The organism is Streptomyces sp. NPDC047971 (assembly GCF_040653355.1).
Classification (GTDB): Bacteria; Actinomycetota; Actinomycetes; order Streptomycetales; family Streptomycetaceae; genus Streptomyces.
Window position 1 is genome coordinate 253,942 of record NZ_JBEZNW010000004.1, and the last position, 15,664, is coordinate 269,605.

General features: G+C 71.7%; 13 protein-coding genes. 8 read left to right on the plus strand and 5 right to left on the minus strand.

Features of this window, described 5'->3' with window-relative positions:
• Positions 1–83: 83 nt before the first annotated feature.
• Positions 84–1,097 carry an EamA family transporter gene (locus AB0D99_RS06640; RefSeq protein ID WP_362357614.1) on the plus strand — a complete coding sequence of 338 codons (1,014 nt, stop codon included), beginning with the start codon at positions 84–86 and terminating at the stop codon, positions 1,095–1,097.
• A gap of 11 nt (positions 1,098–1,108) precedes the next feature.
• A complete protein-coding gene (locus tag AB0D99_RS06645) occupies positions 1,109–1,672 on the plus strand; it encodes an AAA family ATPase (protein ID WP_362357616.1) in 564 nt (187 codons plus the stop codon).
• Between the two features lie 197 nt (positions 1,673–1,869).
• On the opposite strand, the gene AB0D99_RS06650 is transcribed toward AB0D99_RS06645, so the two are convergent.
• Positions 1,870–2,916, minus strand: coding sequence for a LacI family DNA-binding transcriptional regulator (locus AB0D99_RS06650; protein WP_362357618.1), 1,047 nt, complete (start codon positions 2,914–2,916; stop codon positions 1,870–1,872).
• 118 nt (positions 2,917–3,034) lie between these two features.
• Here AB0D99_RS06650 and AB0D99_RS06655 point away from each other — a divergent pair, with 118 nt between their 5' ends.
• Genes AB0D99_RS06655 through AB0D99_RS06665 form a run of 3 tightly spaced genes read left to right on the plus strand, consistent with a single transcriptional unit; the run spans position 3,035 to position 6,158 of the window.
• Positions 3,035–4,186, plus strand: coding sequence for a Gfo/Idh/MocA family oxidoreductase (locus tag AB0D99_RS06655; protein WP_362357620.1), 1,152 nt, complete (start codon positions 3,035–3,037; stop codon positions 4,184–4,186).
• Positions 4,183–5,334 carry a dihydrodipicolinate synthase family protein gene (locus AB0D99_RS06660; protein ID WP_362357623.1) on the plus strand — a complete coding sequence of 384 codons (1,152 nt, stop codon included), beginning with the start codon at positions 4,183–4,185 and terminating at the stop codon, positions 5,332–5,334. Before AB0D99_RS06655 ends, AB0D99_RS06660 begins: the two co-directional genes overlap by 4 nt.
• A gap of 35 nt (positions 5,335–5,369) precedes the next feature.
• Positions 5,370–6,158, plus strand: coding sequence for a sugar phosphate isomerase/epimerase family protein (locus tag AB0D99_RS06665; RefSeq protein ID WP_362357713.1), 789 nt, complete (start codon positions 5,370–5,372; stop codon positions 6,156–6,158).
• 218 nt (positions 6,159–6,376) lie between these two features.
• On the opposite strand, the gene AB0D99_RS06670 is transcribed toward AB0D99_RS06665, so the two are convergent.
• On the minus strand, positions 6,377–6,796 hold the full coding sequence (locus tag AB0D99_RS06670) for a DUF4279 domain-containing protein (RefSeq protein ID WP_362357624.1): 420 nt from the start codon (positions 6,794–6,796) through the stop codon (positions 6,377–6,379).
• Between the two features lie 41 nt (positions 6,797–6,837).
• Here AB0D99_RS06670 and AB0D99_RS06675 point away from each other — a divergent pair, with 41 nt between their 5' ends.
• Entirely contained in the window at positions 6,838–9,084 is a 2,247-nt protein-coding gene (locus AB0D99_RS06675; protein WP_362357626.1) for an ATP-dependent RecD-like DNA helicase, read from the plus strand.
• 179 nt (positions 9,085–9,263) lie between these two features.
• Positions 9,264–10,553 (plus strand): citrate synthase, encoded by a 1,290-nt coding sequence (locus AB0D99_RS06680; RefSeq protein WP_352190558.1) that lies wholly within the window; start codon positions 9,264–9,266, stop codon positions 10,551–10,553.
• Positions 10,554–10,996: 443 nt separating this feature from the next.
• Here the strand turns inward: AB0D99_RS06680 and AB0D99_RS06685 are convergent, their stop codons facing one another.
• Positions 10,997–13,237, minus strand: a complete 2,241-nt coding sequence (locus tag AB0D99_RS06685; RefSeq protein ID WP_362357629.1) for a heavy metal translocating P-type ATPase — start codon at positions 13,235–13,237, stop codon at positions 10,997–10,999.
• Between the two features lie 100 nt (positions 13,238–13,337).
• A complete protein-coding gene (locus tag AB0D99_RS06690) occupies positions 13,338–13,571 on the minus strand; it encodes a cation transporter (protein WP_362357631.1) in 234 nt (77 codons plus the stop codon).
• Between the two features lie 146 nt (positions 13,572–13,717).
• On the opposite strand from AB0D99_RS06690, the gene AB0D99_RS06695 reads away from it, so the two are divergent.
• Entirely contained in the window at positions 13,718–14,941 is a 1,224-nt protein-coding gene (locus AB0D99_RS06695; RefSeq protein WP_362357633.1) for a cation:proton antiporter, read from the plus strand.
• Here AB0D99_RS06695 and AB0D99_RS06700 read toward each other — a convergent pair.
• On the minus strand, positions 14,919–15,599 hold the full coding sequence (locus tag AB0D99_RS06700; protein ID WP_362357635.1) for a TetR/AcrR family transcriptional regulator: 681 nt from the start codon (positions 15,597–15,599) through the stop codon (positions 14,919–14,921). The genes AB0D99_RS06695 and AB0D99_RS06700 overlap by 23 nt on opposite strands.
• Between the last annotated feature and the right edge of the window lie 65 nt (positions 15,600–15,664).

Below are 15,664 nucleotides of genomic sequence, written 5' to 3' on the forward strand. Positions count from 1 at the left end.
CGGGTGGATGAAGCGTTGCTTCATCCAACCATGAAGGAGAATTCGCTGGTGCTACACGATCGCCGGGGGTGATGCTCGACGCCATGCGTCCCGCCCACATCGCCCTGGCCGCGCTCGTCGCCGCCGTCTGGGGAGTCAACTTCGTCGTCATCGAGATCGGTCTCGACCACTTCCCGCCGCTGCTCTTCTCCGCCCTGCGCTTCCTCGCCGCCGCCCTGCCCGCCGTCTTCCTCGTCGGCCGCCCCAAGGTCGCCTGGAAGTGGATCGTGGCCGTCGGACTCGTCCTGGGCGTCGCCAAGTTCGGCCTCCTCTTCACCGGGATGGACCTGGGCGCCCCGGCCGGGCTCGCCTCCCTGATCCTCCAGGTCCAGGCCGTCTTCACGGCCCTCTTCGCCTTCGTCGCGCTCGGCGAACGCCCCGGCGGCCTGAAGATCACGGGCATGGCGGTCGCCCTCGCCGGCATCGGCGTCGCCGCGCTCGACGAGGGCGGCTCGGGCCCGCTCGCCGGCTTCGCGCTCTGCATCGCGGCGGCGGCCTGCTGGGGCGTCTCCAACGTCCTGACCCGCAAGGCATCCCCGCCCGACGCCCTCAACTTCATGGTCTGGGTCAGCGCCGTGCCCGTCCTGCCGCTGCTCGCCCTCTCCCTCCTCCTGGAAGGGCCGGAGCGCGACCTGGAAGCGCTCCGCGGGCTCGACCCGACCGGCGTCGGCGTCATCGTCTACGTCGCCTGGATCACCACCGTCTTCGGCTTCGGCGCCTGGGGACTCCTCCTGCGCCGGTACCCGGCCTCGTCCGTGGCCCCGTTCTCCCTCCTGGTCCCGGTCTTCGGCATGTCCTCGGCCGCCCTCTTCCTCGACGAGGGCATCAGCCCCCTCCGTTGGTGCGCGGCGGCCCTCCTGGTCGGCGGCGTGGCCCTGACCTCCCTCGCGCCGGGGCGGACGGCGAGGGCGGGGAGGACGATCGAGCCAGGAGGGGCGGGGAGGACGATCGAGCCAGGAGGGGCGGTGGGGCCGGGACCGGCACGGGGGAGCGGTCCCGATCCCGTCGCGGCGGGCGGCCGCGCCTCGTCGTCGCCCGACCGGCACGACACGACCTAGGGTTCGATGTCATGGATCTGGTACCCGTCGACCGCGAACCCGCCCCCGGAGTACTGCTGCTGAGCGGCATCCCCGGCAGCGGCAAGTCGACTGTGGCGGCCGCCCTCGCCGCCCGGTTCGCGCGGGCCGCGCACATCGAGGTCGACGCGCTCCAGGAGCTCATCGTCAGCGGGGGCCGGTGGCCGACGATGGACCACGACCCCGAGGCCGACCGCCAGATCTTCCTGCGCGCCCGCAACGCCTGCCTGCTGGCGGACAGTTTCACCACGGCCGGCTTCCTGCCGGTCGTCGACGACGTGGTCGTCCGCCGCAGTCACCTCGACTTCTACCGCGCCTCGGTGCGGACGGGCCCGCTCCACGTCGTCCTCCTCGCCCCCGGCCCGGACACGGCGTGGGAGCGCAACAACGCCCGCGACAAGCGCCTCACGACCAACTGGGCGCCACTGGACGAGGCGATGCGCGAGGAGCTCCCGGACGCCGGGACCTGGATCGACAACGCGGCGCTGACGGTGCGGGAGACGGTGGACGCGGTCCTGGCGGCGACGGGACTGGCCGCGCACGCGAGCACGGCGTAGCGCCGCTCGGGCCGCGGCTCCGCTCGGGCCTGCGGCTCAGCGCGGGCCCGCGGATCAGCGGGGCCCGGTTCGGACCCGGGCGCCCTGCCGAAGGGCGGCTCGGGACGGCTCGGGACGGCCCAAGACGGCCCAAGACGGCCCAAGATGGCCCGGGACGGCGGGGGCGGGCCGGGCGGGCCGGGCCACGGTCGCCCCCGTCAGCCCCGGGGCGGCGCCGTCGAGTCGCGTACCAGGAGTTCCGCCGGGACCGTCGCCACGCCGCCCGGTGGGGCCTCCTCCGTACCCATCGCGAACCGGCCCGCCCGCGCACCCGCGTCGTGGAGCGGCAGCCGTACGGTCGTCAGCGCCGGGACCGCGTCGACCGAGAACGGCAGGTCGTCGAAGCCCGCCACCGAGACGTCCTCGGGAATGCGCAGCCCCCGGTCCCGCAGCGCCGCGCACGCGCCCAGCGCGACCGTGTCGTTCGCCGCCACGACCGCGGTCAACGACGGCTCCCGGCGCAGGAGTTCCAGCGTGGCGTCGTAGCCGGAGCCCCGGTCGTACGACCCGTGCACGACCGGTCCCTCCGGCAGCCCCGCCCCCGCCAGCGCCTCGCGGTGCCCCTCCAGCCGGTGCCGGGTCGTCGTCCGGTCCGCCGGCCCCGCCACGTAGCCGATCCGCCGGTGTCCGAGCGTCAGCAGATGTTCCGTGAGCCGCCGGGCCCCCGCCCGGTTGTCGAAGGTCAGCGCCGCCACGCTCGCGTCGCCCGCCACCGGCGGCCGCCCGCACAGCACGACCCGCGTCCCCGCGTCCGTCAGCCGTGACAGCTTCGCCGCCACCGCCGCCATGTGCTCCGGGTCCTCCAGGGACCCGCCGGTGAGGATGACGGCGGCGGCGCGCTGGCGCTGGAGCAGGGTGAGGTAGGTGAGCTCGCGCTCGGGGGAGCCGCCCGTGTTGCACACGACGGCCAGCTTCTCGCCGCCCGCCCGCCCCGACGCGCCCTCCCCGATGGCGCTCTGCGCCGCACCGGCCATGATCCCGAAGAAGGGGTCGGCGATGTCGTTGACGAGGATCCCGACCAGGTCGGAGGTGGCGGCGGCGAGCGAGCTCGCGGGCCCGTTCAGCACGTAGTCCAACTCGTCGACCGCCCGCAGCACCCGCTCCCGAGTCGAGGCGGCGACGGGGTAGTTGCCGTTCAGGACGCGGGAGACGGTCGCGGGGGAGACCTGGGCACGCGCGGCCACATCCGCCAGCGTGACGGTCATCGCGTACCTCCGGGGAGAGTCGGGGAAGTCGACCGGACCCCTTGTCCGGCGTGTTGTCGGCAGGCTAGCGTCTCCCGTCGTAGAAAGCGCTTTCTTCCGTGAGTGTGGAGGGACCTTCGTGACACGCAGGACAGTCCGAATCGCCATGAACGGTGTCACCGGACGCATGGGCCACCGCCAGCACCTCGTCCGCTCGATCCTCGCCCTGCGCGAGCAGGGCGGCCTCGACCTGGGCGACGGCGAGATCCTCTGGCCCGAGCCCGTCCTCGTCGGCCGCCGCGAGCCCGCCCTGCGCGCGCTCGCCGAGCGGCACGGCCTCACCGAGTGGTCCACCGACCTCGACGCCGTACTCGCCGACGACTCGATGGAGATCTACTTCGACGCCCAGGTCACGTCCGCACGCGTCGAGGCCATCCGCAAGGCCGTCGCCGCCGGCAAGCACGTCTACACCGAGAAGCCGACGGCCGGAGACCTGGCCGGCGCCCTGGAGCTCGCCCGGCTCGCCACCGAGAAGGGCGTGAAGCACGGAGTCGTCCAGGACAAGATCTTCCTGCCGGGCCTGCTCAAGCTGAAGCGCCTCATCGACGGCGGCTTCTTCGGCGAGATCCTCTCCGTGCGAGGGGAGTTCGGCTACTGGGTCTTCGAGGGCGACTGGCAGGAGGCCCAGCGCCCCAGCTGGAACTACCGCTCCGAGGACGGCGGCGGCATCGTCGTCGACATGTTCCCGCACTGGGAGTACGTGCTCCACGAGCTCTTCGGCCGGGTCACGAGCGTCTCCGCGCACGTCGCCACGCACATACCCCAGCGCTGGGACGAGCACGGCAAACCGTACGCCGCGACCGCCGACGACGCCGCGTACGGCATCTTCCAGCTGGAGGGCGGGGCCATCGCCCAGATCAACTCCTCCTGGGCGGTGCGGGTCCACCGCGACGAACTCGTCGAGTTCCAGGTCGACGGCACCCACGGCTCCGCCGTCGCGGGCCTGCGCGACTGCCGGGTCCAGCACCGCTCGGCCACCCCGAAGCCGGTCTGGAACCCGGACGTCCCGGCGACCGAGTCCTTCCGCGACCAGTGGCAGGAGATCCCGGACAACGCCGTCTTCGACAACGGCTTCAAGGCGCAGTGGGAGCTCTTCCTCAGGCACGTGGTCCTCGACGAGCCCTACCGGTGGGACCTGCTGGCGGGAGCGCGCGGGGTACAGCTCGCCGAGCTGGGCCTGAGGTCGGCCGCCGAGGGGCGCCGCCTGGAGGTCCCGGAGGTCTCGCTGTGATCCGCCTCCCCGACGGCACGGGCGGGGTACGGGAGTACCGCCCCCGCCCCGCGCGCCCCCTCGCCCCCACGGGCGGCGCCCTGACCTCCCGTACGGTCTTCTCCGCCGCCCATGTCGTCGCCGACCCGCACGCCGACAGCACCCCCGACACCCCGGCCGCCGTCGACTGGGATGCCACCCTCGCCTTCCGCCGCCATCTGTGGTCGCAGGGGCTCGGCGTCGCGGAGGCCATGGACACCGCGCAGCGCGGGATGGGCCTGGACTGGGCGGGCGCGGCCGAACTGATCCGCCGCTCGGCCGCCGAGGCGAAGGCGGTGGGCGGCCGCATCGCCTGCGGCGCGGGCACCGACCAGCTGACCGGACCCGCCGGCCTCGCGGCCGTCCGCGCGGCGTACGAGGAGCAGCTTGCGCTCGTGGAGGAGGCCGGCTCCCAGGCCGTCCTCATGGCCTCGCGGGCCCTCGCGGGCGCCGCCCGGAGCGCGGACGACTACCTCGACACGTACGGCCATCTCCTCCGGCAGGCGAGCGAACCGGTGATCCTGCACTGGTTGGGGCCGATGTTCGACCCGGCGCTCGACGGCTACTGGGGCTCGGCCGACCTCGACACCGCGACCGACACCTTCCTGGAGGTCATCGCGGCCCACCCCGACAAGGTCGACGGCATCAAGGTCTCCCTCCTCGACGCGGGGCGCGAGGTCGACCTGCGCCGCCGCCTGCCCGAGGGCGTCCGCTGCTACACGGGCGACGACTTCCACTACCCCGAGCTGATCGCGGGCGACGAGCAGGGCTTCAGCCACGCCCTGCTCGGCATCTTCGACCCGCTGGGACCGCTGGCGGCGGAGGCGGTACGGATCCTGGACACCGGCGACGTCAAGGGGTTCAGGGAGGTCCTGGACCCGACGGTGGAGCTGTCGCGCCACCTCTTCCGGACCCCGACCCGCTTCTACAAGACGGGCGTCGTCCTCCTGGCCTGGCTGGCCGGCCACCAGGACCACTTCACGATGGTCGGCGGTCTGCAGTCCGCGCGCTCGCTGCCGCACCTGGCGCGGGCGTACGAACTGGCGGACGGGATCGGCCTGTTCCCCGATCCGGAGCTGGCGGAGTCCCGGATGAGGTCCCTGCTGACGGTGTACGGAGTGAGCCGGTGACGGTCGAACCGCTCTCCCGCTTCAGCATCAACCAGATGACGGTGAGGCAGCTGTCCCTGCCGGAGCTGGTGGAGCAGTGCGTACGGCTCTCCGTGCCCGGGGTGGGCCTGTGGCGGGAGCCGGTCGCGGAGTACGGCCTCGACGCGGCGGCGAAGCTGGTGCGCGACGCCGGGCTGACGGTCACGTCCCTCTGCCGGGGCGGCTTCTTCACGACGGCGGAGTCCCTGGACGACAACCGTGCGGCGATCGACGAGGCGGCGACGCTCGGCACGGAGACCCTGGTCCTCGTCTCCGGCGGCCTCGCCCCGGGCAGCCGCGACCTGGCCGCCGCCCGCGCGCGGATCACGGACGCGATCGCCGAACTCGCCCCGTACGCGGGGGAGCGGGGCGTCCGGCTGGCGATCGAGCCGCTGCACCCGATGTACGCCTCGGACCGCTGCGCGGTCTCCACCCTGGACCAGGCCCTGGAGATCGCGGAACGCTTCCCGTCCTCGCAGGTGGGCGTGGTCGTGGACACGTACCACGTCTGGTGGGACGACCGGGCGCCCGCGGCGGTGGCGAGGGCGGGCGCGGCGGGCCGCGTCCACGCCTTCCAACTGGCCGACTGGACGACCCCCCTCCCGGCGGGAGTCCTCAACGGCCGGGGCCAACTCGGCGACGGAGCGATCGACCTGCCGGCCTGGTGCGACCTGGTGGAGGAGGCGGGGTACGGGGGCCCGATCGAGGTCGAACTCTTCAACGACGAGCTGTGGGCGCGGGACGGGGTGGAGGTCCTGGAGGAGACGGTGGCGAGGTTCGCGCAGCACACCGGCCGGGCCGGCTGAGTCCTGGAGGCACTCGGTGCCTCGATCCGGCCGACTCGGCGCGGCCCCGGCTCGGCCGGCTCGGCGTCGCCCCGGTCGGCCGGGCTCCCCGCGGTCCCGGTCCGGTCGGCTCGGCGTCGCCCCGGCCGGCGGGCTCCCCGAGGTCCCGGTCCGGTCGGCTCCCCGAGGCTCCCGTGGCCCCGGCCCGGCCGGTTCGGGCGAGCCCCGGGCCCGGTGTCTCAGCCGAGCCAGTCCAGTGGGTCCTCCGCACCGGCGTTGCCTTCCAGCAGCGTCGTGAAGGAGACCGGCAGCCCGAGCGCCGCCAGGCGCTCGGCGGACTCGGGCGAGAGGGTCAGCACCTCGTTCGCCCGCACCGTTCCCGCGATCGAGACCTGGGCGAAGCAGCCGGCGGCGGTCAGCGCCTCGATCTCGCCGAGGAGCGGCCCGAGGCGAGCGGTCAGCGTCGCGATCTGCTCGCCCAGGTCGTCCGAGAACCGCTCGTCGAGGGTGTACGCCCACCAGCCGGGCCCGTGGTGGACGGAGGCCGGGTTCGTTGCGCCACCGTCGTCGAATTCTCGTGCACAGTGCCCCCCCCGCCTCCGCTGCCCTCCGGACGGGCCAGGGTCCGACGCGGCGGGCGCCGCATGCCGACCCGGCATCACCCCACCCGTCTGTCCGACCCGTTCGCTACCTTCGGAGCATGGACCAGGGGCAGGGTGAGAGCCAGGCGCGGAGTCAGGCTCAGCGGCAGGCCGTCGTCGAGGGGGTGCTCGAGCGGGTCACGTATGCCAATGAGGAGACCGGCTACACCGTCGCCCGCGTCGACACCGGGCGCGGCGCCGGGGATCTCCTCACCGTCGTCGGGGCGTTGCTCGGGGCGCAGCCGGGGGAGTCGCTGCGGATGGAGGGCCGTTGGGGGTCGCATCCGCAGTACGGCAAACAGTTCACGGTCGACAACTACACGACCGTCCTGCCCGCGACGATCCAGGGCATACGCCGCTATCTCGGCTCCGGCCTCGTCAAGGGCATCGGCCCCGTCTTCGCCGACCGCATCACCCAGCACTTCGGTGTGGACACCCTCGACATCCTGGAGGAGACCCCCGCGCGCCTGATCGAGGTGCCCGGCCTGGGGCCCAAGCGGACGAAGAACATCACGGCCGCCTGGGAGGAGCAGAAGGCGATCAAGGAGGTGATGGTCTTCCTCCAGGGAGTGGGCGTCTCCACCTCCATCGCCGTGCGGATCTACAAGAAGTACGGGGACGCCTCGATCTCCGTCGTCCGCAATCAGCCCTATCGGCTGGCGGCCGACGTGTGGGGCATCGGCTTCCTCACCGCGGACAAGATCGCCCAGTCCGTCGGCATTCCGCACGACAGTCCCGACCGGGTGAAGGCGGGGTTGCAGTACGCCCTGTCCCAGTCCACCGACCAGGGGCACTGCTTCCTCCCCGAGGAGCAGCTGATCCGCGAGGCGGTGAAGCTGCTCCAGGTCGACACCGGGCTCGTCATCGAGTGTCTGGCCGAGCTGGCGCAGGACCCCGAGGGGGTGGTGCGGGAGACCGTTCCGGGCCCCGAGGGGCTGCCCGTGACGGCCGTGTACCTGATCCCCTTCCACCGTGCCGAGCTCTCCCTCGCCGGTCAGACGAAGCGGCTGCTGCAGGCCGCCGAGGACCGGATGCCCGGATTCCAGGACGTGGCCTGGGACAAGGCCCTGGCCTGGCTCGCGGACCGGACCGGGGCCTCCCTCGCGCCCGAGCAGGAGCAGGCCGTGCGGCTCGCCCTGACCCGCAAGGTCGCCGTGCTCACGGGTGGTCCGGGGTGCGGGAAGTCGTTCACGGTCCGCTCGATCGTGGAGCTGGCCCGCGCCAAGCGGGCCAAGGTCGTCCTGGCCGCCCCGACCGGGCGCGCGGCCAAGCGGCTGGCCGAGCTGACCGGTGCCGAGGCGTCGACGGTGCACCGGCTCCTGGAGCTCAAGCCGGGCGGGGACGCGGCCTACGACAGGGACCGCCCGCTGGACGCCGATCTGGTGGTGGTGGACGAGGCGTCCATGCTCGATCTCCTCCTCGCCAACAAGCTCGTGAAGGCCGTGGCACCCGGTGCCCATCTCCTCCTCGTCGGGGACGTGGACCAGCTGCCCTCGGTCGGCGCGGGCGAGGTGCTCGGCGACCTGCTGGCCCCCGGCAGCCCGGTGCCGGCCGTGCGGTTGACGCGCATCTTCCGCCAGGCGCAGCAGTCGGGGGTGGTCACCAACGCCCACCGCATCAACGCCGGGATGCCGCCCGTCACCACCGGCCTGCCGGACTTCTTCCTCTTCGTGGAGGAGGAGACGGAGGACGCCGCCCGGGTCGCGGTCGAGGTCGCGGCACGGCGGATTCCCGCCAAGTTCGGGCTCGACCCCCGCCGGGACATCCAGGTCCTCGCCCCCATGCACCGGGGACCGGCCGGCGCCGGTGCGCTCAACGGGCTGCTCCAGCAGGCCGTCACGCCGGCCCGCCCCGATCTCCCCGAGAAGCGGTTCGGCGGCCGGGTCTTCCGGGTCGGGGACAAGGTCACCCAGATCCGCAACAACTATGACAAGGGCGCCAACGGTGTCTTCAACGGCACGGTCGGCGTCGTGACCGCGCTCGACACCGTCGAACAGCGGCTGACCGTACGGACCGACGAGGACGAGGAGGTGGCGTACGACTTCGACGAACTGGACGAACTGGCCCACGCCTACGCCGTCACCATCCACCGCTCGCAGGGCAGCGAGTATCCGGCGGTCGTGATCCCCGTCACCACCAGCGCCTGGATGATGCTCCAGCGGAACCTGCTCTACACGGCGGTCACCCGGGCGCGGAAGCTCGTCGTCCTGGTCGGTTCGCGCAAGGCGATCGGGCAGGCCGTCCGTACGGTTTCCGCAGGCAGGCGCTTCACCGCACTGGCTCACCGGCTCTCGGCAGTCGTGTGAAAGAGGACCCCGGACTTCCCCGAACGGGGCGAAGGGGGCAAGATGAGCAGGTTGGCGGCACTGAGTGCCGCCAAATGGCCCAATGGTCGACCCCGAGTGCACTCTCCTGAGCCAAATGGGGGATGGTAGAGACAGTCAGGGCACCTCGAAGAAGAGGCACTACGTCGGTGAGGGATGACGTGAGCGACAACTCTGTAGTACTGCGGTACGCGGACGGTGAATACACCTACCCGGTGGTCGAGAGCACCGTCGGTGACAAGGGCTTCGACATCGGGAAGCTCCGAGCCCAGACCGGTCTGGTCACCCTGGACAGCGGATACGGCAACACCGCCGCCTATAAATCCGCCATCACCTACCTCGACGGCGAGCAGGGCATTCTGCGGTACCGCGGCTACCCCATCGAGCAGCTGGCGGAGCGGTCCACCTTCCTGGAGGTGGCGTACCTGCTGATCAACGGTGAGCTTCCCAAGGTCGACGAGCTGGCGACCTTCAAGAACGAGATCACCCAGCACACGCTGCTGCACGAGGACGTCAAGCGCTTCTTCGACGGCTTCCCGCGGGACGCCCACCCGATGGCGATGCTCTCCTCGGTGGTCTCCGCGCTGTCGACCTTCTACCAGGACAGCCACAACCCGTTCGACGAGAAGCAGCGCCACCTCTCGACGATCCGGCTGCTCGCCAAGCTGCCGACGATCGCCGCGTACGCGTACAAGAAGTCGATCGGTCACCCCTTCGTCTACCCGCGCAACGACCTCGGGTACGTCGAGAACTTCCTGCGCATGACCTTCTCGGTCCCGGCCCAGGAGTACGAGCTCGACCCGGTCGTGGTCTCGGCCCTCGACAAGCTGCTGATCCTGCACGCGGACCACGAGCAGAACTGTTCGACGTCCACCGTGCGTCTGGTGGGTTCGAGCCAGGCGAACATGTTCGCCTCGATCTCCGCCGGCATCTCGGCCCTGTGGGGTCCGCTGCACGGTGGTGCCAACCAGTCGGTCCTGGAGATGCTGGAGGGCATCCAGGCCAACGGTGGCGATGTCGACTCCTTCATCAACAAGGTGAAGAACAAGGAGGACGGCGTCCGCCTGATGGGCTTCGGCCACCGGGTGTACAAGTCCTTCGACCCGCGCGCCAAGATCATCAAGGCCGCGGCGCACGATGTGCTCTCCGCCCTCGGCAAGTCCGACGAGCTGCTGGACATCGCGCTCAAACTGGAGGAGCACGCGCTCTCCGACGACTACTTCGTCTCGCGCAACCTCTACCCGAACGTGGACTTCTACACGGGTCTGATCTACCGCGCGATGGGCTTCCCGACCGAGATGTTCACCGTGCTCTTCGCGCTCGGCCGTCTGCCGGGCTGGATCGCCCAGTGGCACGAGATGATCAAGGAGCCGGGTTCCCGCATCGGCCGCCCGCGCCAGATCTACACCGGCGAGGTCCTGCGCGACTTCGTCCCGGTCGAGGGTCGCTGACACACTTCCTCGTCACGAGGCGCCCGGCGCGGTACCTGCCGCGAGGGCGCCCGAGGCGGCACCGCGCGGTGCCGCACGAGGCGCTGAACGAAAAGCGCCCCGCTGCCGATCCCCCCACGGGTCGGCGAGCGGGGCGCTTTCCATATCCCCGGTGCGGATTCCCCCCACGGGATCCGGGCCGGGCGTCTGCCGGGTTCAGCAGAAGCTGGGCGGTCTACGCGGTCTGCCGGGGTACGTACGTACGGGAGGGCCGCTCAAAGCTCCCCGGTGCACGTGCCCCGGCCAACGCTTGCCTGGAACGTCCCCCAAGACATCCCATGAACGTCCCCCAAGACGTTCTTGGCATCGCCCACTTAGACTCGCGAACGGCCCGAATGGTTACCCCTAAATATCTGTGATCTAGGTCTCTTTGTGAAGGTCTTGTGCGTCACGTGTAGGTGAATTCACGTGAACCTCCGAAGTCGCAGGCTGTTTGTCACGACAAATACGGACGAAAAAGCCATGGCCAAACCGGCGATCATGGGGTTGAGGAGTCCGAGCGCCGCGAGCGGGAGGGCGGCGCAGTTGTAGCCGAAGGCCCAACCCAGGTTTCCCTTGATCGTCGCCAGGGTCCGGCGGGACAACCGGATGGCGTCCGCTGCCACGCGCAGGTCGCCCCGGACGAGCGTCAGGTCGCTCGCCTCGATCGCGGCGTCCGTGCCGGTGCCCATCGCCAGACCCAGGTCGGCGGTGGCGAGCGCGGCCGCGTCGTTGACGCCGTCGCCGACCATCGCGACCGTACGGCCCTCGGCCTGGAGGCGCCGGATCGCTTCGGCCTTCTCCTCGGGAAGCACCTCGGCGAAGACCCGGTCCGCGTCGATGCCCACCTCGGCCGCGACCGTCTCCGCGACGGCGCGCCCGTCGCCGGTCAGCAGGACCGGCGTCAGGCCGAGGGCGCGCAGCCGGGCGACGGCCTCCGCGCTGGTCTCCTTGACCGCGTCGGCGACCGTGACGGCTCCCCGGGCCCGGCCGTCCCAGGCGATCTGGACGGCGCCGGGCTCCGGCACCCCGGGGACGTCGATGCCCTCGGCCTCCAGGAGGGCCGCGCGGCCGACCAGGACCCGGTGGCCCTCGACCGTGCCGCGCACCCCGAGGCCGGGCACGTTCTCGAAGGCCGTGGGCGTGGGGAGTCCGGTCACGGGGCGGTCGAGCCTCTCCGCGGCGCCGGCGGCGACGGCCTGCGCGACGGGGTGCTCGGAGGCGTGCTCCAGGGCGCCCGCGAGCCGCAGCAGCTCCGCCTCGTCCTCGCTCGGGTACGCGTACACCTTCTGGAGCCGCATCCGGCCGGTGGTGACGGTGCCGGTCTTGTCCAGGACGACGGTGTCGACGCGGTGGGTGGACTCCAGGACCTCGGGGCCCTTGATGAGGATGCCGAGCTGGGCGCCGCGGCCGGTGCCGACCATGAGCGCGGTCGGGGTGGCGAGGCCCAGGGCGCAGGGGCAGGCGATGATCAGTACGGCGACGGTGGCGGTGAACGCGGCCGTGGTGTCCTCGATCACGAACAGCCAGGTCAGCAGGGTTCCGAGGGCGATGAAGAGAACGATCGGGACGAAGACGGCGGAGACCCGGTCGGCGAGGCGCTGGACCTCGGCCTTGCCGTTCTGGGCGTCCTCGACGAGCTTGGCCATCCGGGCGAGCTGGGTGTCGGCGCCGACCCGGGTCGCCTCGACGACCAGGCGGCCCGAGGTGTTCACGCATCCGCCGCTCACCGGGTCGCCGGCCGTGACGTCGACCGGGACGGACTCGCCGGTGAGCATGGCGGCGTCGACGGCGGAGGCGCCCTCGACGACGGTGCCGTCGGTGGCGATCTTCTCCCCGGGCCGTACGACGAACAGCTCGCCGACCCGGAGCGCGGCGACCGGGATCCGTACCTCCGCGCCGCCCCGCAGTACCGCCACGTCCTTGGCGCCCAGCTCCATCAGGGCGCGGAGGGCGGAGCCCGCCTTCCGCTTGGCGCGGGCCTCCAGGTAGCGGCCGAGCAGGATGAAGGTGATGACGCCGGCCGCGACCTCCAGATAGATGCTGGAGGCGGCGTCGGCGCGGTCGACGGTGAGGTCGAAGCCGTGCCGCATCCCGGTCATGCCGGCGTCGCCGAGGAAGAGGGCCCACAGCGACCAGCCGAAGGCGGCCAGGGTGCCGATCGAGACGAGGGTGTCTATGGTCGCGGCGCCGTGCCGCAGGTTCGTCCAGGTGGCGCGGTGGAAGGGCAGTCCGCCCCAGACGACGACCGGGGCGGCGAGGGTCAGGGACAGCCACTGCCAGTTGTCGAACTGGAGGGACGGCACCATGGCGAGCAGGACGACGGGCGCGGAGAGAAGGGCGGAGACGGTCAGCCGCCGGCGGAGCGAGGCGAGCTCCGGGTCCTCGTCCCGCGCGCCCTCGGGCTCCGCGTCCGTCGCCGGCTCGGGCTCCGGTGGCGGGGGTACCTCGGCGGTGTACCCCGTCTTCACGACCGTGGCGACCAGATCGGCGACCTCGACCTCCGGCGGGTGCTCGATCCGCGCCTTCTCCGTCGCGTAGTTGACGGTCGCGGTGACGCCGTCCATGCGGTTGAGCTTCTTCTCGACGCGAGCCGCGCAGGACGCGCAGGTCATGCCGCCGATGGTCAGCTCGGTGGTGAGGGGGGAGACGGGGCTGGAGGTCATGTGCCGTTCCATGGGGGAGCAGGGCCGTACCGTCGTAACGGTACGGCCCTGCCGGGTTATGCCGTGGGGTGATCGGGGCACCGGTCCGGCGCCCCGGGCGTCAGACCTGGCCGACGAGCTCGTAGCCGGCCTCGTCGACGGCCGCGCGGACGGCGGCCTCGTCGAGCGGGGCCGCCGAGACGACGGTGACCTGGCCGGTGGCGGCCGCGGCCGTGACGGAGGAGACGCCGTCGATCTCGGAGATCTCACTGGAGACCGCGCCCTCGCAGTGCCCGCAGGTCATTCCCTTGACCTGGTAGACGGTGGTGAGTTCGGTCTTCGTCTCGGCGGTCATGACGGTCTCCTCTTCGAGGGCTGTACTGGTTCAGGCTCGTACTGAAGCACAGGTTATACCCCTAGGGGGTATTAATTCCACTCCACCCCCATCCGTGCCGCGCGAGCGGGTGCGGTCGGGCGCGCTCCGCATGGTAGATACCCGACATGTCGCAATCCGGGACCACGCTGATCCTGATCATGACGATCGCCGTTCTGGCGCCGCTGCTCGCCTACGGAGTGGGACGCAGACTTCCCGTACCGCTCGTCATCTTCGAGATCCTGCTCGGCATCCTCATCGGTCCCGACGTCCTCGGCTGGGCCCGCACGGACGCCCTGATCGACGGCCTCTCGGAGCTCGGCCTCGCCATGCTGATCTTTCTCGCGGGGTACGAGATCGAGTTCGGCAAGGTCCGCGGCGACACCCTCGGGCGCTCGGTGTGGGCGTGGGTGATCGCGCTCGGGCTCGGGCTCGGCGCCGGGGTGCTGCTGGGCGACGGCTTCCACAAGGGCGTCTTCATCGGTGTGGCGCTGACCAGCACGGCGCTGGGCACCGTGCTGCCGGTGCTGCGGGACGCCGGTGATCTGCGCGGACGGTTCGGCTCCGTGGTGATGGCCTTCGGCGCGGTGGGGGAGTTCGGTCCGATCATCGCGATGGCGCTGCTCCTGAGCGGGCGCAGTCCGGGGCAGTCGACGGTGCTCCTCGCGATCTTCGCGGCGCTGACGGCGGGGGCGGTGTTCTGGGCGCTGCGGCCGCGGCCGCCGTGGTTCTCCCGGGTCATCGCCAAGACGCTCCACACCAGTGGCCAGTTCGCGGTGCGCTTCGTCTTCCTGCTGCTCGCCCTGATGCTGGGGGCCTCGCAGGCCCTCGGTCTCGACGTGCTCCTCGGCGCCTTCGCCGCCGGTCTGATCACCCGGCTCGTCCTGACCGGCGCCGCCCCGGAGTCGGGTCCGGCCATCCTGGAGAAGGTCGAGGCCGTCGGCTTCGGCTTCCTGGTGCCGGTCTTCTTCGTCGTCACCGGTATCGAGTTCGACCTGGACTCGCTGCTCGACGGCGGGCGGACGCTGCTGCTCCTGCCGCTCTTCCTGCTGCTCTTCCTGGTGGTGCGCGGCGGGCCCGTCCTCTTCCTGGCGCCGCGAGACCTCGGCCGCGCGGACCGCGGCGCGCTGGTGCTCTACAGCTCGACGGCCCTGCCGCTCGTCGTCGCGATCACGACCATCGGCGTCGACGACAAGGCGATGACGGCCGGGGAGGCGGCCGCGCTCGTGGGCGCCGGGATGGTGTCCGTCCTGGTCTTCCCGATCCTCGCGCTGAAGATCCGGGCGCGGGCGGCGGGCGCCGGGCCCCGGGCGGGTGCCGGGGAGTCCGTCACGGGCTCGGAGTCGTGGTGAGCGCTCCGGCGGCGGTCGGGGTGCCCCCGATGAGCGGTCCGAGGTAGCCCAGGAGCAGGGTCTTCAGCTCGGCGACAGCGGCGTCCCGCTCCGGCCCCTCGGCGGCGGCGAGGATCAGGGTGAGGCCGCCCTTGAAGACCGCGATGGTCATCTCGGCCTTGAGGACGCGGTCCTCGGGGGTGTGGTCCGGCAGGTGGTGGTCGAACAGGCTCCGGACCGAGACCAGGAGCGAGGCGTGCAGGGCGTCGTGCTCCTCGGCGATCCGGCCGGGGATCTCGGAGCCGTGCATCAGGGCGAGGAAGACCGGGTTCTGGCAGTTGAACTCGATCATCGGGTCGAGCACGGCGTCCATGAGCTCGGGCAGCGGCAGCGCGAGGTTGGCGTCGGTGAACGCCTGTCCGTGCATCTCGCGCATCTGGTGCAGCAGGCGGCCGCCGAGTTCGACGGCGATCGCCTCCTTGTTGGGGAAGTACTGGTAGAGCGTTCCGGGGGAGACGCTGGCCTCGCGGGCGATCGCGTTGGTGCTGGCGGCCGTGTAGCCGTTCGAGCAGAAGACGTTCGCCGCCGCCTGGAGCAGCTGCGCGATGCGGCGCTCCCCACGGGCCTGCCGGCGGCGCGGCTTCTGCTCCACCGAACTCTCGGACGTCTCCTCGGACATGACTGTCCCCAGCTCTCTCAGCATGTTTGACAAACACGAGAGGTCGCTCGCATTCTTGTCGAACG